Below are 17,446 nucleotides of genomic sequence, written 5' to 3'. Positions count from 1 at the left end.
CCACACACGCCACACCGCGGGCATCACCCCATGAGGCAACGACCCACCCACGCGGGCATATTTGATGAGTCAACGCGCGGCTTTACCTGGGGAGCGCGTGCCATACGCTCGGCCGCGGGGGCCGGGGTTTCATCCCGTGCCCCCGTGAGGCCCAAGGGCACGCGCAAGGGGCCCCAGGTCAAGCCGACCCCCAGCTGGAACCGGCGCAAGCTGGAAGCACAGCCCCGCTGGAAGCCCCAGCCCACGAACGCTGAAAGCCCAGCCACGCAAGCAGGAAGCCCAGCCCCACGAAGCCCAGCGCCCCACCCAGCAAACCCGACCAACTACCCTCACCCCCATGACACTCCGCCCGGTCGACCTGGCGAGAGCGGCGGGTATCTCGACCCAGCAGGTTCGCAACTACGCGGACGCGGGCGTGCTCCCGCCGACTCCGCGCACCGACTCCGGGTACCGGTGCTTCGAGGACCGGCACCTGCGGGCGTTGCTCACCTACCGGGCCCTCGCACGGGGATTCGGCGCGGACACGGCGCAACAGGTCATGCACGCGGTGCACGACGACGATGTGCCGAGCGCTCTGGCGATGATCGACGCGGGGCACGCGGAGCTGCACGAGCAGCGCAGGTCGCTCCAGGAGATCAGCGACGCGCTCGAAGTGATCGCCGACCAGGACCTGGACGCGGCGAATGCGCCGAGCAGCCTGCGGATCGGGGAGCTGGCGGCGCACCTGGGCATTCGCACATCGGCACTGCGCGTCTGGGAGGCGGCAGAATTGCTTGCGCCGCAACGTGATCGGGCCACGAAGTACCGGACGTACAGCACGGCCGACATCCGGGACGCGCGGATGATCCGCATGCTCCGGCAGGGGCGGTACCCGCTGGACCAGATCCGCCCGGTGCTGGAGGGTCTGCGCGAGTCGGGCAACGGTGACGCGCTCCGGGAGGCCATCGCGCAGCGCCGGACGCAGCTCACGTGGCGGGCGACGGCGATGTTGGAAGCGGCGGCGCACCTGCACCGGTATGTCTCATGAGGACGGTCCTCGCCAACGCGCTGGTCTTCGACCCGGACAGTGGAACCGCGCACCGCAACGACATTCGGCTCGTCGAAGACCGTATCGAGGCGGTCGGACAGGGGCTGGACGGCGACGAGCGGATCGACTGCGGCGGCGGGTTGCTGTTGCCGGGGTTGATCGACTGCCACGCGCACGTCGCTTTCCCGCGCGCGGAGTCGCTACCGCGCAGCGCGAGAATCCTTGAAGCGGTCCCGGTTCTGCGTCGCCTGCTCGATCGCGGGGTGACGACGGTGCGCGATGCGTGGGGCGCGGACGCGGGGTTCAAACACGCGCTCGGCGAGGGCTGGATCACCGGGCCGGACCTGATCATCAGCCTGCGCCAGCTCTCCCCAACGGGCGGGCTCGGCGACGCATGGGAGCCGGACCTGGGGCGCCGCGACAGGCTCGGCGATCCCTCGCTGCCGGACCCGGTGTTCGACGGCCCGGACTCGGCGAGGGCGGCCGTGCGGCGGATGGTCCAGGCCGGAGCGGACTGGATCAAGCTCGGCGCGAGCGGATCGCTCCGGTCTGTCCAAACAGGACGCGACATCACAGCAACCGACGAGGAACTGCGCGCCGTGGTCGACGAAGCCAGGCGCTGCGGCCGCGACGTGATGGCCCACGCGCACAGTGCGAAAGCCGCCACTGCGGCCGCGCGCGCCGGGGTCCGCAGCATCGAGCACGGCGTGTTCCTGGACGAGGAAGCCGTGAACGCGATGCGCGACTGCTGGTACGTCCCAACCCTCGCGCCGATCCACAACAACGAAGCCCACAAGAACTCCGTGCGCCTGGCGATGAAAGCGGGAGTGCGTATCGCGGCGGGCTCGGACATGGCCATGCGCCCGCACCTGGACCTGCTGGAGGAACTGCGCCTGCTCAAGGAGGCGGGGCTCGGCGACGAGGGCGCGGTGAAGGCAGCTACATCAGAGGCGGCCCGCCTGCTCCGGCTCGACGACGACCGTGGCCGCGTCGAGCCGGGCTTGCGGGCGGACCTGCTCCTGCTGCGCGACGCCACCCTCGACGTCGCCGCGTTGCCGGACCGCGTTCACTCGGTCTGGCACAACGGGATCAGAACGCGATCTGCACCTTGAGCGCCTCGCGGGCGGCCATCGCCCGGTAGCCGTCGGGAACCTCGGAAATGCCGATCGTGCGGTCGAAAACGCGGCCGGGGTCGACCTTGCCCTCCATGACGTCCGGCAGCAGCTGCGGGATGTAGTGCCGAGCCGGGGCGACGCCGCCGGTCACCGTCACGTTGCGGCCGAACTGGAGGCCGCCGATGGGCCCGTCCTGGTACTGCGGCACGCCGACCCGGCTGACCGAGCCGCCCGCGCGGACCACGCGCATGGCCGTCTCGAAGGCGGGGAGCGTGCCGACGCACTCCAGCACCGTGTGCGTGCCGCGGCCACCGGCGGTCAGCTCGCGGATCTTCGCGGTGCCTTCCTTGCCGCGCTCGGCGACCACGTCGGTGGCACCGAACGAGCGGCCGAGGTCGGTGCGCGCCTCGTGCCTGCCCATCAGGATGATCTGCTCGGCGCCGAGCCGCTTGGCCGCGAGGACCGCGCACAGGCCCACCGCGCCGTCGCCGATCACGGTGACGCTGGTGCGCTCGTTGACGCCCGCCTTGAGCGCCGCGTGGTGGCCGGTCGAGAAGACGTCGGAGAGCGTGAGCAGCGACGGCAGCAGCGCCGGGTCGTTCGCCGAGGCCGGGAGCTTCACCAGGGTGCCGTCCGCCTGCGGCACGCGCACCGCCTCGCCCTGCCCCGCGTCGACCTGCTCATCGCCCCAGAAGCCGCCGTGCAGGCACGAGGTGTGCAGGCCCTCGACGCAGAACTCGCACGTGTTGTCCGAGTACACGAACGGCGCCACGACGAGGTCGCCGCGCTGGAGGCCGTGCACGTCGGAGCCGGTCTCCTCGACGACGCCGAGGAACTCGTGCCCGATGCGCCGTCCCTCCGGGGTCGCCTCCATCGAGGAGTAGGGCCAGAGGTCGCTGCCGCAGATGCACGAGCGGACCACGCGCACGACCGCGTCCGTGGATTCGATGATCTTCGGGTCGGGCACGTGTTCCACTCGCACGTCACCGGCGCCGTAAATGACTGTTGCCTGCATGAGGTCACACACTGCCACTATCCGTAGGGTGAGCGCATGACGGCTGCACCGGTACGGCTGGGCATCATCGGTCTGGGCGCGATGGGCACGCGCGTGCTCGGCATCGCCGCGCAGCACCCGGACTTCGAGGTCCGCCGCGTGAGCGACCCCAGCCGCCAGGCAGCCGACTTCCCCGGGTTGGCCTTCTCGACCGACAGCATGGACCTCACCGAGGCCGACGACCTGGACGCGGTGTACATCGCGACCCCGCCCGCGCTGCACGAGCGTTTCGCCCTCGCCGCACTGGCTTCCGGCAAGGCCGTGTTCTGTGAGAAGCCGCTCGCGGTCGACCTCGCCGAGGGGCGGCGGATGGCGGAGGCGGCCGAGCGCGCGGGCGTGGCGACCGCGGTGAACTTCGCCCTGTCCGACCAGCCCTCGGTCGCCGAGGTCGAACGCGCCGATGTCGGTGACGTGCTCGGGGTGGACATCCGGCTGCACTTCCCCCGGTGGCCGCGGCCCTTCCAGGCGGACGCGCGCTGGCTCGACGAGCGCGAGCAGGGCGGCTTCGTCCGCGAAGTGCTGTCCCACTTCGTGTACCTGACCGACCGCATCCTGGGACCGCTGGGCGTGGAGGTCGCCGGAGTGGACTACGCGCCCGGTGCCAGCGAGGTCGCGGCGCACGCCCTGCTCCGCGCGGGCGAGGTGCCCGTGCACGTGTCCGGGCGCACCGGCATGGCGGGCGCCGAGCGCTACGAGTGGATCTTGTGGGGTTCGCGGCGGTCCTACCTGTTGCGCGACTGGAGCGAGCTGTCCGTCTCCGAGGGCGGCGACTGGAAGCCGGTGGAGCTGGCCGGTGGTTCGCAGGCGGAGCGCCTGTCGCTGTTCGCCGCGGCGGTGCGCGGTGGCGACGCCGGGCCGGGTCTCGCGGACTTCGCGGCCGCGCTGCGCGTGCAGGAGATCGTCGAGGCATTCCACGGCGTGGGCTGAACTCCGCTTCAGCCCACTGGTTTTTCGCTGGTGCCGCGATGGTTTCCGCGGACGCGAAAAGGAGTGCGCGGAACGGGGACGCGTTGTCAGGGTGAGGCGTACGCCACACACCCTGCCGACACCAATGGGGCGTCCCATGCACAAGCTCGCCGCGGCCCTCGCCGTAGTCGCACTGCCCATCACCGCGATCCCCGCCTCCGCGCAGGCACTGCCCGCCGCCGCTCCAGCCTGTTCGTCCAGCGCCAACCCTGCACTCGCGCAGAAGCTCGCCGCTGACATCGCGACGGCGCTCAAGGGACGCCAGGGCACGGCCGCGGTCAGCCTGCGCTATCCCGGCGCCGGGCTCAGCTGCACGCTCAACGCGGGCCGCCAGTTCCAGTCCGCCAGCGTCATCAAGGTGACGATCCTGGCCGCCGTGCTGAAGAAGGCGCAGGACGCGGGAAGGGCGTTGACCGCGCAGGAGAAGCAGTGGGCCAGCGCGATGATCACCAAGTCGGACAACGACTCCGCGACCGCGCTGTGGGACTCGGTGACCGCGGCCGGGATGAAGAAGTTCATGGCGCTGGCCGGGATGCGCGGCACCACCATCGACTCCAGCGGCTGGTGGGGCAAGACGCACATCACCGCCACCGACCAGAGCGCCATGCTGACGTTGTTGACCACCAACAACTCCGTGCTCACCGCGGCCTCGCGCGCCTACGTGCTCGACCTGATGGGCAAGGTCGTCGCCGGGCAGCGCTGGGGCACCCCGGTCGGCGCGCCCGCGGGCACCGCGGTGCGGGTGAAGAACGGCTGGGTGGACCGGGGCGACGGCGTCGGCTGGCGGATCAACAGCCTCGGCGTGTTCTCCGGCAAGGGCAAGGACTACCAGATCGTGGTGCTGACCGAGGGGAACTCCTCGGAGGTCTACGGCCACACCACCATCGAGGGCGTCGCCAAAGCGATCCACAAGGACCTCAACTCATGATGTCCGTGTTCTCCACGAATCCAACCCTGCACAAGGAGAAGAGGAGACAGTCATGTCAAGGAAGAGCGTTGTGATGCTCGCGCTGGCGATGGGCCTGTCGGTGGGTGCTGTCGCACCGGCCGCCGCCGAGCCCGCCGCGCCCGCCGAGTCTCCCACCCAGGTCAGCGCCACCGACCCCGGAATCGAGGCCACCACCAGGGCGGCGGCGATCGCCAGGGCGCGGACCTGGCTCACCGCCAACGGCGGCAGGCCCATCCCGTACAGCATGTCCAAGTACTTCCAGGGCTGGCGTACGGACTGCTCCGGCTACGCGTCGATGGTGTGGAACGTCCGCACCGCGAGCGGGAAAGCGGTCAACCACAACACCGACAGCATGCTGCGCGGTGGCTACGGCACCCCCGGTGCCGTGGTGCGGGCGATCTCCTGGGACCAGATCCGCCAGGGCGACGCGATCGGCAAGCTCGGGGCGGGCAGCCTCGGCAGCGCCGGTCACGTGATGATCTTCGACAAGTGGGCCAACGCGGCGAAGACCAGCTACTGGGTCTACGAGCAGGCCAGCAGCTCCGGCGGCACCGCGCACCGGACGCACGCGAGGACCTACAACGGTTACAAGCCCTACGCGTACACCGGTTTCAGCGACTGACAGGAAACGCTAGACCCGCCGCCAAGCCGTGAAGAAGTACAGGGCGGCGGCGACAGCGAGCACGACAACGCCGTTGGCGAAAGCCCAGACAACGGCGTTGTCGTGCACCTGCGCGGAAGTCGCCGCCGCATCACGGAAAACCGGGTTCACCCGGGTCACCAGCACAACCTTGATCGCGAGCCCGACCGCGAGCGCGCCGAGGCCGAGGTTCCACGCCCGCCGCACTCCTGCCGGAACCGCCGCGCCGAACCGCACGCGCAGCGCCGCAGCGGCGATGAACGTGATCGGCACCCAGGGGAGGTAGTAGAAAACCGGGCTCCCCCAGGCCAGTTCACCGACGAGAGAACCGGGTCTCGGGTCGGCGAGCAGCTGCGGGTTCCACACGATCTGCTCGTACAGGTTGCCGAAGAACCACATTCCCAGCAGCGCCGTCAGCGCCACCGAGAGCTTCCGCGTGCGACGCAGGACCTCGATCTCCACCACGGCATCATTTAACCGCGCAACGCCTCCGCGGTGTGGGTACTCGCCGAGAGCAACTCCGCCGGAGTGCCCTCGAACACGACCCGCCCGCCGTGCGCGCCCGCCTCCGGCCCCAGGTCGACCACCCAGTCGGCATTGCGGACCACGTCGAGGTTGTGCTCGATCACCACCACCGTGCCGCCCTTGTCCACCAAGCGTTCCAGCACTCCCAGCAGGTGCGCGACGTCCGACATGTGCAGGCCGGTCGTCGGCTCGTCCAGCACGTACGTGGCCCCGGAGCGGTGCAGCTGTGTCGCCAGCTTGATGCGCTGGCACTCACCGCCGGACAGCGTGCTCAGCGGCTGCCCGAGGGTCAGGTAGTCCAGGCCGACATCGGCGAGCGCGCGCAGCACGCGGGTGAGCTTGTCCTCGGTGAAGAACTCCACCGCCTCCGCGACGCTCATCCCGAGCACGTCCGCGATCGACGCGCCACGAAGGGTTTTCGCCAGCACCTCGGGCGTGAACCGCCTGCCCTGGCACTGCTCGCACACCGATTTGAGCCCTTCGAGGAACGCGAGGTCGGTGTAGACCACACCGAGCCCCTGGCAGTTCCCGCACGCCCCTGCCGAGTTGAAGCTGAACAACGACGCGCTGACCTTGTTGGCGCGCGCGAACAACTTGCGGATCTCGTCCATCATGCCGGTGTAGGTCGCCGGAGTGGAGCGGATCGACGTGGCCACCGCCGTCTGGTCGATCGTGATCGCGTCCGGGCAGGCCGCGCGGAAACCTTCGTTGATCAGCGTGCTCTTGCCCGAGCCCGCCACCCCCGTGACGACGGTCAGCACTCCGGTCGGCACGTCAACGGAAAGGCCCTTGACGTTGTGCGAGCTGAAGTCCGTGATCGCGATCCGCCCGATCGGCTTCCGAACCTCTTTCTTCGACTGAAGTTGTTGCCGCATATGGGTTCCGGTGAGCGTTCCGGCCTCTTTGAGACCAGCGACCGAGCCTTCGAAGACGACCGTTCCACCGCGTGTGCCCGCATGCGGGCCCATGTCCACCACGTGGTCGGCCACCTCGATGACGTCGGGGTCGTGCTCGACGACGAGTACCGTGTTCCCCTTGTTCCGCAACTGGATCAGCAGTTCGTTGAGCCGCCGCACATCGCGTGGGTGCAGGCCGACGCTCGGCTCGTCCAGGATGTAGATCATGTCCGTGAGGCTGCTGTTGAGGTGCCGCACCATCTTCACGCGCTGCGCCTCACCCCCGGAGAGCGTGCCCGTGGGCCGGTCCAGGCTGAGGTAGCCCAGCCCGATGCCGATCAGCCGCCGCACACGATCACGCAGGCTGTCCCGAACAGGTGTGACTGTTTCGTCATGGAATTCCTCAAGCACCGCAGCGAGTTCGGTCGCCTCCATAGCACTCAGCTGAACGATGGTGTAGCCGTTGAACTCGCACTCCAGCGCGGCTCGCGTCAGCCGTCCGCCTTCGCACAGCGTGCAGGTCGCCGTCTTCACGAAGCGTTGGAACACAGCGCGATTGCGTTCCGACATCTCCCCGGCGTCCTTCTTGATGTACAGCCGGGTGAACTTCTCGACCAGCCCCTCATATGCGGAGTTGATCTCACCACCTTGCCAGGCGAGCGCGACCTTCGCGTCCGCTCCGTGCAGCAGGACCTGCCATTCCTGCTCGCTGTACTCGGAAAGCGGCTTGTCCAGGTCGAAAAGCCCCGACGCCGCATAGGTTTTCCAGTACCACCCGCCGACCGCGAAGTTCGGGTGCAGCAGCGCGCCGTCGTTGAGCGACCTCGATCGGTCCAGGAATTTGTCCAGGTCCAGCCGCACCGCCTCGCCGAGCCCGTCGCACTCCGGGCACATGCCCGCGGGATCGTTGAAGGAGAACGCGTTGGAATAGCCGACGAACGGCTTGCCCGCGCGAGAGAACAGCAGGCGCAGCAACGAGTAGATCTCCGTCGCAGTGCCCACTGTGGACCGTGAGCTGCCGCGCAGCGGCTTCTGGTCGATCACGATCGCCGCCGAGATGTTCTCGATCGCGTCCACGTCCGGCTGACCGTAGCCCGGCAGCAGGTTGCGGATGAAGGTGGAGAACGTCTCGCCCAGCTGCCGCTGCGCCTCCGCCGCGATCGTGTCGAAGACCAGTGAGGACTTGCCGGAGCCGGAAACGCCGGTGAACACGGTGATCGCGTGTTTGGGGATGCGCAGCGACACGTCCTTGAGGTTGTTCTCCCGCGCGCCGGTGATCTCGATGTGCAACAAGGCTCCTAGTGGCTCAAAGCGCGGTAGCGGCGCACGGACAAGGGGAGGAAGATCACCACGAGCAGGATCGGCCACACGACGGCGAAAACGGCCGCGTTCTCCGCCGCCCAGGACGTCCCGACGCCGGGGTTGCCGAACAAGGTCCGGGTCGCCGCGACCGTCGCGGAGAGCGGGTTCCACTCCGCGACGGTGCCCAGCCAGCCCGGCATGGTGTCCGGCGAGACGAACGCGCTCGACAGGAAACCCAAGGGCCACACCAGGATCTGCGCCGCGGCGAGGGCTTCGGGGCCGTTCATCAGCAACCCGAGGTAGATGCCGACCCAGATCAGTGCGAACCTCAGCAGCAACAACAGCGCGAACGCCAGCACCGTCGCCCCGAAGCTCCCGTTCGACCGCCAGCCGACGAGCAGGCCGCAGACGACGAGCACGACGAGCCCCACGGCGGCGTTGAGCATGTCCGCGCAGCTGCGGCCGAGCAGCACCGCCGAGGACGCCATCGGCATCGACCGGAACCGGTCGGTGACCCCGCGCTGGGCGTCGGTGACCACGGCCGCCATGGTCGACTCCATGCTGAAGACCATCGTGAGCGCGAACATCCCCGGCATCAGGAACTCGCGGTAGTTCCCGCCGCCGGGCACGGAAAGCGCGCCGCCGAAGAGAAACCCGAACATCAGCACGGTCATCACCGGGAACAGCAGCCCGATGACCACCGGCGTCGGCTGGGCGACCCAGTGCCGCAGATCGCGCTGGGTCAACGTCCACGTGTCGGCCGCGAGCCTGTTCACGCGGCCTCCTTCCCGGTCAGGTGCAGGAAAACCTCGTCGAGGGTCGGACGGCGCAGCGTCACGTCCTCGACGTCGATGCCCGCGTCGTGCAGCGCGTTGACCGTCCGCGTGAGCGTGCGGACCCGATCGTCCACCGGTGCGCCGATCATGCGGGTGTCGTTGTCCACCAAGGGTTCTTCGCCGGTCGTGGCGGCGATCACCGCCTGCGCCCGCGCGAGGTCCGCCGCCTCGTGCAGCACCACCTCGATCCGGTCGCCGCCCAGGTCCGCCTTGAGCGCGGCCGGGCTGCCCTCCGCGATCACCCGGCCCGCCGCCATCACCGCGATGTGGTCGGCGAGCTGGTCGGCCTCCTCCAGGTACTGCGTGGTGAGCAGCACCGAGGTGCCCGCCGCGACCAGCGCGCGCACCTCCGCCCACACCTCGGCGCGGCTGTGCGGGTCCAGGCCCGTGGTCGGCTCGTCGAGGAAGAGCACCTTCGGTGTGCACACCAGGCTCGCGGCCAGGTCGAGCCGCCGCCGCATCCCGCCCGAGTACTTGCCGACCGGCCGCTTCGCCGCGTCACCGAGCCGGAAGCGCTCCAGCAGCTCGTTCGCCCGTGCACGCGCCGCACTCGGACGCAACCCGTGCAGCCGGGCGAACATGACCAGGTTGTCGCGGCCGTTGAGCACCTCGTCCACCGCCGCGTGCTGGCCGACCAGCCCGATGCTCGCCCGCACCCGCCGCGCCTCGGTGGCGACGTCGAAGCCCGCCACCTCCGCGCGGCCGGAGTCGGCCTTGAGCAGCGTGGTCAGCACCCGCGCGGTCGTGGTCTTGCCCGCGCCGTTCTGCCCGAGCAGCCCGAGCACCCGACCTCGCTCCAGACGCAGGTCCACGCCGTCGAGCACGGTCGTGCCGCCGTAGCGCTTGGTCAGTCCCTCGGCGCGCACCGCCGTCTCCGAACCCATCGGTCTCCCTTCACCGCGCTTGCCCGTACGTTGTACCGTACAACGTACCGAGAAGCTACGATGACCTAGTCGTCGGCAGAGCGGAAGGCGTTACATGGCCGAATACAGCGGTACGGGAGACCCGGCCCGGAGCCTCGCGCTGCTGTGGCGCACCGCGGAACGCAGCGCCAGGAAGGGCAGGACGGACCTCAGCGTCGACGGCATCGTGCGGGCCGCGATCGAGGTCGCCGACCGCGAAGGGCTCGGCGCGCTGTCCATGCGCCGCGTGGCCGAGCAGCTCGGCGTCGGGACGATGTCGCTCTACACCCACGTCCCCGGCAAGGGCGAGCTGTTCGACGTCATGCAGGACATGGTGTGCGGCGAGACCGCGCGCCCCGACCTCGGCGGCGAACCGTGGCGCGTCCGGCTGGAGCAGGTGGCCAGGGAGAACCACAAGCTCTACCTGCGGCACCCGTGGCTGCTCCAGGTCGCGGCGAACCGGCCGGTGCTCGGGCCGAACATGATCGCGAAGTACGACTACGAGCTGCGCGCGGTCGACGGCATCGGGCTGACCATGGTGGAGATGGACTCGGTGATCACCCTGGTGCTCGGCTTCGTCCACGGCGCGGCCCGCACGAGCGTGGACACCGCGCAGGCCGAGCAGCACACGGGCATGACCGACGAGAAGTGGTGGCAGGCGCACCAACCGTTCCTGGCCCGCATGTCCGACCCGGAGACCTACCCGCTGGCCGCGGCGGTCGGCGTGGCCGCGGGCGAGGCGCACAACGCCGCCGTCAACCCCGACCACGCCTTCGAGTTCGGCCTCGCCCGCATCCTCGACGGCATCGAATCCCTGGTGAACCGCCGTTAGCCCGTCTTCAAGTCCTACCGACCCCCCTTGTCACGACCGAAAACCGCCCCCAACCCCTGGAGTCCGTCGCCGGGGTTGGGGGCGGTTTGCGACTGCCGCGGAGGGGGTCGGGGGTACTTGAAGACGCCCCTACCCGGCTGGGACTAGAGGTTCTCGCCCCAGCCGCCCTGGATCATCGTCTGGAACAGCCACCTGTCGTCGACCTTGACCAGGACGTCGGCGTAGCGGACGTCCTGGGCCCCTTCGGCCGTCGTGAAGGTCGCCTCGGTGATGACGACGACCAGCTTGCCGGTCAGGAAGATCGGCTTCCGGACCGACTCCATCTTCACCTCGCCCGCGCCGCCGACGACGTGCTTCATCGACTCGACGAAGCCCGCGCGCGCCCACTGCGCGGCCGCGCCGTTGCCCTCCGGCGAGTCGCTGACCACGTTCAGCGGGTACATCGCCATATCGGCCATCTTCTCCACGTCACCGGCGGCGGCGTGGGCGTCGTACTCGGCGAACCACGCGTGCACGCTCGCCACGTCCTGTTCGCTCGGCTGGAACGCGCCACTGTCCGCGACCGACTCCGGCACACCTGACATCTGCTCTCCTCCTCGTTCGCCGTACACCATACCGTACATCATACGACAAGTGCGGAGAGTGCTAAGTTCCCGGATCGGGTTCCATGGATGTGATTGCGTCTCACGCGGTCGAGGGATGGCGTGCAACCATGTGTGCTGCCTCGTGTTCGGTTCGCACCCATCTGGAGGAGCGTTTCGTGGTCCCGCCGACGGTGAGCAGCGCTCCGCAGAGCACGGCCCGCTGACGACGTCCCGGGAAGGCCAGGAGATGCGCGAGCGACTCGGATTCGACATCGAGGTCTCGCACAACGAGCACCTGCCGCCGGGCACCCGCGAGCTCGACGCGGTGCTCTCGGTCCGCGCCACCCCGCTCCCCGCCGCGCCCTCGGAACCGCCCCCGGCCGCCGAAGTGATCATCTTCGACGGCTCGGCCCACCTGAAGCAGGCCGTCATGGCCGCCGTCGACGCCCTCCCGGACGGGGTCGCCTTCGCCGTGCTCGCCGGGTCCCGGATGGCCTTCCCGGTCGGTCGCCAGCTGTGCCCGGCGACCCCGGAGAACCGCGCCGTCGCCAAGGCCGCCGTGTCCATCGTGACGCCCGGCAGCGGTTCGGCCACGATGCGCGACTGGCTGGCGCTGGCGGATCGACTGTTCGTCGAACACGAGGGTGCCGTTCGCCACGCCCTGCTGGTCACGGCGCGTGACAGCGGTGAGGACGAGCGGGAGCTCGCGCGGGCCGCCGAGGCGTGCGCCGGGCACTTCGTCTGCGACTGCGTCGCGGTCGGCGAGAACAGCGACGTCGGCGGGCTGCGCACGATCGCGGGCAGGCTGGGCGGCTCGGTCGAACTGGTCGCCGACCCCGCGCGGCTGCCCACCAACCTGGTCAGCGCGGTCGCCGGGATGATGACCAAGTCGGTCAGCGACACCGCGCTGCGCCTGTGGCTGCCCAAGGGCGCCCGCGTCCGCCTGCTGGAACAGGTCCACCCCGTGCACGTGGACCTGACGCAGCGCCGTGGCAGGCTCGGCTACCGCACCGACGCGTGGGGGGCCGAGCGGCGCGAGTACCACCTGCGCGTCGAACTGGAACCCTCCGGCTCCGGCCAGTCCGTGATCGCGACCAGGGCGCGGCTGGTCCGGCCCGCCACGGCGGGAGAACCGGGCGAGTTCGTCCCGCTCGCCGCGGGCCTGGTCACCGCGAGCTGGAGTGAGGAGATCGGCCGCACCCTGCCGCTCGACCCGATGGTCGCGGCGGTGCTGGGCAAGTCCGACCTGGCCAGGGCGGTGCGCGCCGCGCTGACCGCCCGCGCTGAAGGGAACATGGTGTCCGCGAACGAACAGTTCAGCGAGGCCGTGCGGCACGCGGCCGAGGCCGGTGACACCGAGATGCTGAACCAGCTGGACCGGGTCGTGGAGTCCGACCCGGTGACCGGCGCGGTCCGGCTCAAGGAGCAGCCCGCGGCCAACGGCATGTCCGTGGTGCCCAAGGCCCCGAAGCCCGCTCGCAGACGGCGCGCCGTCGTGCAGGCGATCGAGTCCACGCTCAGCACGCCGAGCCCCCGGCCGCGCGGCAGGCACCGCCGCGCCGAGGACGAGATCCTCGACGTGCCCTGGGATTCCGCCTTCCCCGAACCGCTCGCGCCCACCGAGCCCCCCGCCGACGTTCCTGTCGAGACGGCCACCGGGCGCGCGGCCAGGGCTGCCGCCGAGCCGCCACTGCCCCGCGTCGAAACCCCGCCGCCCTCGGATTCCCTGTCGTCCGGTGAGTTCCTGCCGCCCGGTGAAAGCCTGCCTCGCGTCGAGGCCCTGCCTGCCGTCGAACCTTCGCTTTCCACCGAGACGCCGCCTTCTGTCGATTCCCTGCCCCGCGTCGAGGCTCTGCCTCTCGTTGAACCGCTGCCTCCCGTTGAACCTCAGCCTCCGGTTGAGCCGCGGTCGGCCGTTGAACCGCAGCCGTCCGGCGAGGCGTTGCCGTCCATCACGGCGCTGCCGCCCGGCGAGTCCCTGCCTCGTATCGAAGCCCCGCCGTCCGTCGAACCACTGCCTTCGGTGGAAACGCTGCCTTCGGTGGAAAGGCTGCCTTCGGCGGAAACGCCGTCGCCCGCGGAACCGCTGCCTCGCGTCGAAGCGCCGCCCCGTGTCGAGGAACGGTCTCCTGTCGAGCAGCCACCCCCTGTGAAGGCACGGTCGCGCGTCGCGAGGCCATCCCGGCCAGCGACCCCGCCGCCTTCGGAGACACCGCTGCCTCGCGTCGAGGCTCCACCCAGCTTCGAGCCGACGCCCAGTGCCGAGGTGTCGCGTGGCGATGCCTTGCGCGACACCGAAGCGCGGCCCGCGGCATCTCACGCCGAGAACACCGAGGAACCCGAACCGTCCACTGTGGACGCATCGACGGGCTCGTGGGGCGGCTGGCCGTCGATGGCGACGAGCCCGAACGGCACCACCCCCCAGCAACCGTCCACCGCTGAGACCACGGTGCTCAAGCGCGCGCGGCGCAAGCACGCCCTGCCGACCGGGGAGACGCCGCGCATCAAGAAGCTGCTCTCCCAGGTCTCCGCTCCAGAACCGCAGAAGACAACGGTCCTCAAGCGTGAACCCGCCGCGACCGTCGCACTCTCGCGTTCCGAGAACCCGCCGCCCGCCGAAGCAGCCCCGACCACGGTCGTGGCCCAACCGACCATGATCGCAAAGGCGCCCGCGACAGCAAACGGCGCGGCGAACGGCGCCTCCCCGGCGATCGCGGCACCGACGGTGGTCGCACCGGCGCCGTGGGCGACCGCGTCATCCCCTGTGATGTCGTCGCCCGTGATGTCGTCGCCCGCGATCCCGGTGCCCGCGATGCACCCGGCGCACCCCGCGCAGGCTTCGCGCCCCGCGATCCCCCGGCCCGCATCGCCGCAACTCTCCGCACCGCACCCGATCCCGACGAGCGGTGGCCGGACGAGCGGGCCCTGGCCCGCGCAGGTCACCACCGTGCGCACGGGGCTCGCGCTGCCCGCCGATCCGCGCAAGGACCTCGACGCCGGACTTGGTGTGCCCGCCGCGCAGAACTTCTGGTTCTGGGTGGAGATCCAGGCTCCACCGCCCGTCACCGGAGCGGAGGACGCGGTGCTGTCGGTGGCGCTGTTCGAGTTCCCCGGCGAGTTCGCGATCAAGCAGGACGCGGCGCTCGGCCAGATCCGGTTGGGCGCGGACGGCAGCTCCACGGTGCTCCGGCAGCCGTCCATCGTCCAGGACGGGACGCGGCTGTGCTTCCCGGTCACCTCGCCGTACACGCTCGGCCCCGCACGGGTGCGCTGCAACGTCTACTGGCGGCAGACCCTCGTGCAGTCGATCCTCGTGCACGTCCAGATCACCGCGAAACCCGTGCCCTGCCCCAATGCCATGACGTCCACAGTGGACTACCGGGTGGCCGACCCGGCGGAGACGCTCAGCATGCCCCAGGTCCCCGAGCACTCGGGAAGCCTGTTGCTCACCGGGGACGGCAGGGGGAGCCAGTCCGTCCGGCTGGTCGCCTCCGACGGCAGGGAGACGCTGCGCGCGGAGACCTCGCTCGGCGAACACCAGCTCGCCGAGGAGATCCGGCTCGCGCGCGGCGCGCTGAACCGGGTCGCGTGGGCCAGCGCCGAACCGTGGCGCGCCGGACTGGAGTACCGCTACGCCAAACCGCCCACCGTCGAGCAGTTCACCCTCGACCTCGGCCTGCTCGCCACGCACGGCCGTCGCCTGTACCAGCTCCTGATGAGCGGGGTGCCCGAGCACGTCGGCGCCGCGTTCGCCAAGCCGGGGTTCGTGCAGATCCCGCTCGCCCCGTCGAGCCGCCACGTGCTGCCGACCGCGCTGATCTACGACCTGCCGCTGGACATCGGCTCGCCGGTGCTGCGGCTGTGCGCGGACTTCCTCGCCGCCGTGCAGCGCGGCGGCCTGTACGGCAGTCCGTGTTTCCTGCGCACCTGCGCCCACGCGCGCCAGCCCGATCCGACGACGGTGTGCCCCGGTGGGTTCTGGGGTTTCCGGCACGCGCTCGGCCTGCCGGTCTCGGTCGGGCTCGGGCCGTCGCTGCCGCCGACGCTGCCCTCCGGCAACGGTGTCGGCCTGGCGGGCGGCGTCTACCGCGGCTTCGCCTCCGCCGAGGAGCACAGCGCGGCGCTGCGCAGGATGCTGCCGTGGCGCGGGTTCCAGCTCGGCGAGACCCACGAGCGCACACTGTCCGAATTGGACAGTGACCCGCAGGTCGTCTACTTCTACTCGCACGGCGGGGTCGACGGCGACACCCCGTTCCTGCGCGTCGGCACCGACTCCGAGGAACCGCTCACCCCGGCCGACCTCCGGCAGCGCAGGCTGCGCTGGCAGCGGAGCAGGCCGCTGGTGTTCCTCAACACCAGCAAGGTCACCGGGATGCGGCCGGAGCGGGCGATGGGTCTGGTCGGCTACTTCGTCAACGAGGCGCTCGCCAGCGGCGTGATCGGCACTGAGACCACCGTGTTCGAGGAGCTGGCCGACGAGTTCGGCCAGGAGGTGCTGCGCTCCTTCGTGATCAACCGGGACGCGATCGGGGTCGCGGTGATGCGCGCCCGGATCGCGTTGCTGGCGAAGGGGAATCCGCTGGGGCTGGCGTACGTGCCGTTCGTCTCACCGTCGATCGGCCTCGCCGCGGGGTAGTCTCCGCCGGTGCGGCAGCAGGCCATCGGAACCCTCATCGGAGCAACTGGCGGGACGGCGTTCGTCCTCGCGAACGCGGGCGCGCCGCTGGGCAGCGCCTTGACGACGGCGGCGCGGGTCCTCGCCGTCGTGCTGCTGGCGGCGGTCCTCGTCGTAACGTTTCGGCAGACAGGGAAACCCGCGGCGGACAAGGCGACCGGCGGCTTCACCAAGGGCTACTGGTTCGTGGTCCTCGCCGAGGTCGTCGCGCTCTTCGGCGGCTTCCAGGTGCTGCGCGCCCTCGAAGCCCCGGTGCAGGCGAACATCGCCTGGATCGCGGTCGTCGTCGGCATCCACTTCGTCGCCTTCGTCCCGGTGTGGAAGACCTGGACGATCGCCGTCCCCGGCGTGGTCATGACGATCCTCGGCGGCATCGGCCTGGCCATGGTGTGGACGTCCGCGGTCGCCTGGGTGCCGATCGTCAGCGGTGTGCTGTCCGGGCTGACGCTGTTGCTGTGCGGGCTCTTCTTCACCGCGCGGCGGGCTTGACCCGAGCGTGCAGATGGGCGTCGTGCCAGCCGTCCGCGTGCAGGTAGGCGCTCTTCTTCGTGCCCTCCAAGGGAAATCCGAGCCGTCGTGCCACCGCGCAGGACGCCGTGTTGCGCACCGAGTGCCCGATCTCCAGCCGGTGCAGCCCGACCACGTCGAACGCCCAGTCGGCAAGGGCTTCGGTGGCGCGCGCCGCAACGCCCTGACCACGCGCCTCGGGAAGCACCCAGTAGGACAGTTCCGCGTACCCTTCGGCGAGGTCCACTCCGCGTAGCCCGACCTGTCCGAGCACCTGCGCCCCAAGGGTGATCGCCCAGCTGGCCGCTTCCTCCGCCGCCCAACGCAGCACCCAGCTCGTGACCCACTCCTCGGCCTCGGCGACGGACTCCAGCGACAACCGGTGCCACAGTTGGATGTCAGGTTCCGCGAAGGCGGTGAGCAGGGTTGGGCGATCTTCGGTGCGCCATGGTCGCAGGGTCAGGCTCGCCAAGGGGATCGCGGGCTGTGGGGAGTTCGCGAGACTTCCGGGCGCGCAGACCGGCGAAACGAGCTTCGGCATGTCGGTCAACCTTGCTTGAGCTTCGCCGCGAAGAGGGTGAGGACCCGGATGACCGGGCTCATCGACCAGGTCGACCGTCAGCACCGAGTGCGCGC

General features: G+C 70.3%; 15 protein-coding genes. 8 read left to right on the top strand and 7 right to left on the bottom strand.

Annotated features, from left to right (window positions below):
- The first annotated feature begins 337 nt into the window (after window positions 1-337).
- Window positions 338-1,027, top strand: coding sequence for a MerR family transcriptional regulator (locus NLX83_RS39035; protein WP_254240331.1), 690 nt, complete (start codon window positions 338-340; stop codon window positions 1,025-1,027).
- The gene (locus tag NLX83_RS39030; protein ID WP_254240330.1) at window positions 1,024-2,139 is read left to right on the top strand and encodes an amidohydrolase family protein; all 1,116 of its coding nucleotides are present in this window, start codon (window positions 1,024-1,026) and stop codon (window positions 2,137-2,139) included. The genes NLX83_RS39035 and NLX83_RS39030 overlap by 4 nt, the downstream gene beginning before the upstream one ends.
- On the opposite strand, the gene NLX83_RS39025 is transcribed toward NLX83_RS39030, so the two are convergent.
- Complete coding sequence (locus NLX83_RS39025; RefSeq protein ID WP_254240329.1) at window positions 2,117-3,157, bottom strand: zinc-binding dehydrogenase; 1,041 nt, start codon at window positions 3,155-3,157, stop codon at window positions 2,117-2,119. The genes NLX83_RS39030 and NLX83_RS39025 overlap by 23 nt on opposite strands.
- 36 nt (window positions 3,158-3,193) lie before the next feature.
- Here NLX83_RS39025 and NLX83_RS39020 point away from each other — a divergent pair, with 36 nt between their 5' ends.
- The 3 genes from NLX83_RS39020 to NLX83_RS39010 all read left to right on the top strand — a co-directional run bounded on the left by NLX83_RS39020 (window position 3,194) and on the right by NLX83_RS39010 (window position 5,733).
- Entirely contained in the window at window positions 3,194-4,123 is a 930-nt protein-coding gene (locus NLX83_RS39020) for a Gfo/Idh/MocA family protein (protein ID WP_254240328.1), read from the top strand.
- 136 nt (window positions 4,124-4,259) lie between these two features.
- The gene (locus NLX83_RS39015; protein WP_254240327.1) at window positions 4,260-5,090 is read left to right on the top strand and encodes a serine hydrolase; all 831 of its coding nucleotides are present in this window, start codon (window positions 4,260-4,262) and stop codon (window positions 5,088-5,090) included.
- Between the two features lie 52 nt (window positions 5,091-5,142).
- Window positions 5,143-5,733: a hypothetical protein gene (locus NLX83_RS39010; RefSeq protein WP_254240326.1), complete on the top strand. Its 591-nt coding sequence runs from the start codon at window positions 5,143-5,145 to the stop codon at window positions 5,731-5,733.
- A gap of 9 nt (window positions 5,734-5,742) precedes the next feature.
- Here NLX83_RS39010 and NLX83_RS39005 read toward each other — a convergent pair whose 3' ends face one another.
- From NLX83_RS39005 to NLX83_RS38990, 4 genes are read right to left on the bottom strand one after another with little or no spacing between them, the layout of a single operon-like run.
- A complete protein-coding gene (locus NLX83_RS39005) occupies window positions 5,743-6,213 on the bottom strand; it encodes a hypothetical protein (RefSeq protein ID WP_254240325.1) in 471 nt (156 codons plus the stop codon).
- Window positions 6,214-6,224: 11 nt separating this feature from the next.
- Entirely contained in the window at window positions 6,225-8,465 is a 2,241-nt protein-coding gene (locus NLX83_RS39000) for an ATP-binding cassette domain-containing protein (protein ID WP_374118865.1), read from the bottom strand.
- 5 nt (window positions 8,466-8,470) lie between these two features.
- Complete coding sequence (locus NLX83_RS38995) at window positions 8,471-9,250, bottom strand: ABC transporter permease (protein WP_254240323.1); 780 nt, start codon at window positions 9,248-9,250, stop codon at window positions 8,471-8,473.
- Complete coding sequence (locus tag NLX83_RS38990; protein ID WP_254240322.1) at window positions 9,247-10,194, bottom strand: ATP-binding cassette domain-containing protein; 948 nt, start codon at window positions 10,192-10,194, stop codon at window positions 9,247-9,249. Before NLX83_RS38990 ends, NLX83_RS38995 begins: the two co-directional genes overlap by 4 nt.
- Window positions 10,195-10,288: 94 nt before the next feature.
- Between NLX83_RS38990 and NLX83_RS38985 the strand changes: the two genes are divergently transcribed.
- Window positions 10,289-11,044, top strand: a complete 756-nt coding sequence (locus NLX83_RS38985; RefSeq protein ID WP_254240321.1) for a TetR/AcrR family transcriptional regulator — start codon at window positions 10,289-10,291, stop codon at window positions 11,042-11,044.
- Between the two features lie 143 nt (window positions 11,045-11,187).
- Here the strand turns inward: NLX83_RS38985 and NLX83_RS38980 are convergent, their stop codons facing one another.
- Window positions 11,188-11,628: a nuclear transport factor 2 family protein gene (locus NLX83_RS38980; RefSeq protein WP_254240320.1), complete on the bottom strand. Its 441-nt coding sequence runs from the start codon at window positions 11,626-11,628 to the stop codon at window positions 11,188-11,190.
- Window positions 11,629-11,875: 247 nt separating this feature from the next.
- On the opposite strand from NLX83_RS38980, the gene NLX83_RS38975 reads away from it, so the two are divergent.
- Together NLX83_RS38975 and NLX83_RS38970 are read left to right on the top strand one after the other, a co-directional pair.
- The gene (locus tag NLX83_RS38975; RefSeq protein ID WP_254240319.1) at window positions 11,876-16,264 is read left to right on the top strand and encodes a hypothetical protein; all 4,389 of its coding nucleotides are present in this window, start codon (window positions 11,876-11,878) and stop codon (window positions 16,262-16,264) included.
- Between the two features lie 9 nt (window positions 16,265-16,273).
- Complete coding sequence (locus tag NLX83_RS38970) at window positions 16,274-16,792, top strand: hypothetical protein (protein ID WP_254240318.1); 519 nt, start codon at window positions 16,274-16,276, stop codon at window positions 16,790-16,792.
- On the opposite strand, the gene NLX83_RS38965 is transcribed toward NLX83_RS38970, so the two are convergent.
- Window positions 16,773-17,351 carry a GNAT family N-acetyltransferase gene (locus tag NLX83_RS38965; RefSeq protein WP_254240317.1) on the bottom strand — a complete coding sequence of 193 codons (579 nt, stop codon included), beginning with the start codon at window positions 17,349-17,351 and terminating at the stop codon, window positions 16,773-16,775. The genes NLX83_RS38970 and NLX83_RS38965 overlap by 20 nt on opposite strands.
- Window positions 17,352-17,446: the final 95 nt, after the last annotated feature.

Source organism: Allokutzneria sp. A3M-2-11 16 (genome assembly GCF_024213555.1).
Lineage (GTDB): Bacteria > Actinomycetota > Actinomycetes > Mycobacteriales > Pseudonocardiaceae > Allokutzneria.
This window is presented reverse-complemented; position numbering and strand designations above follow the sequence as displayed.

What these genes read in the sequence shown, in the direction of transcription:
- NLX83_RS39020 (WP_254240328.1), top strand. Translation starts at nt 3,194, where the DNA reads ATGACGGCTGCACCGGTACGGCTGGGCATCATCGGTCTGGGCGCGATG.
- NLX83_RS39035 (WP_254240331.1), top strand. Translation starts at nt 338, where the DNA reads ATGACACTCCGCCCGGTCGACCTGGCGAGAGCGGCGGGTATCTCGACC.
- NLX83_RS38980 (WP_254240320.1), bottom strand. Translation starts at nt 11,628, where the DNA reads ATGTCAGGTGTGCCGGAGTCGGTCGCGGACAGTGGCGCGTTCCAGCCG.
- NLX83_RS38965 (WP_254240317.1), bottom strand. Translation starts at nt 17,351, where the DNA reads ATGCCGAAGCTCGTTTCGCCGGTCTGCGCGCCCGGAAGTCTCGCGAAC.
- NLX83_RS39030 (WP_254240330.1), top strand. Translation starts at nt 1,024, where the DNA reads ATGAGGACGGTCCTCGCCAACGCGCTGGTCTTCGACCCGGACAGTGGA.
- NLX83_RS39015 (WP_254240327.1), top strand. Translation starts at nt 4,260, where the DNA reads ATGCACAAGCTCGCCGCGGCCCTCGCCGTAGTCGCACTGCCCATCACC.
- NLX83_RS38990 (WP_254240322.1), bottom strand. Translation starts at nt 10,194, where the DNA reads ATGGGTTCGGAGACGGCGGTGCGCGCCGAGGGACTGACCAAGCGCTAC.
- NLX83_RS39025 (WP_254240329.1), bottom strand. Translation starts at nt 3,157, where the DNA reads ATGCAGGCAACAGTCATTTACGGCGCCGGTGACGTGCGAGTGGAACAC.
- NLX83_RS38975 (WP_254240319.1), top strand. Translation starts at nt 11,876, where the DNA reads ATGCGCGAGCGACTCGGATTCGACATCGAGGTCTCGCACAACGAGCAC.
- NLX83_RS38985 (WP_254240321.1), top strand. Translation starts at nt 10,289, where the DNA reads ATGGCCGAATACAGCGGTACGGGAGACCCGGCCCGGAGCCTCGCGCTG.
- NLX83_RS39010 (WP_254240326.1), top strand. Translation starts at nt 5,143, where the DNA reads ATGTCAAGGAAGAGCGTTGTGATGCTCGCGCTGGCGATGGGCCTGTCG.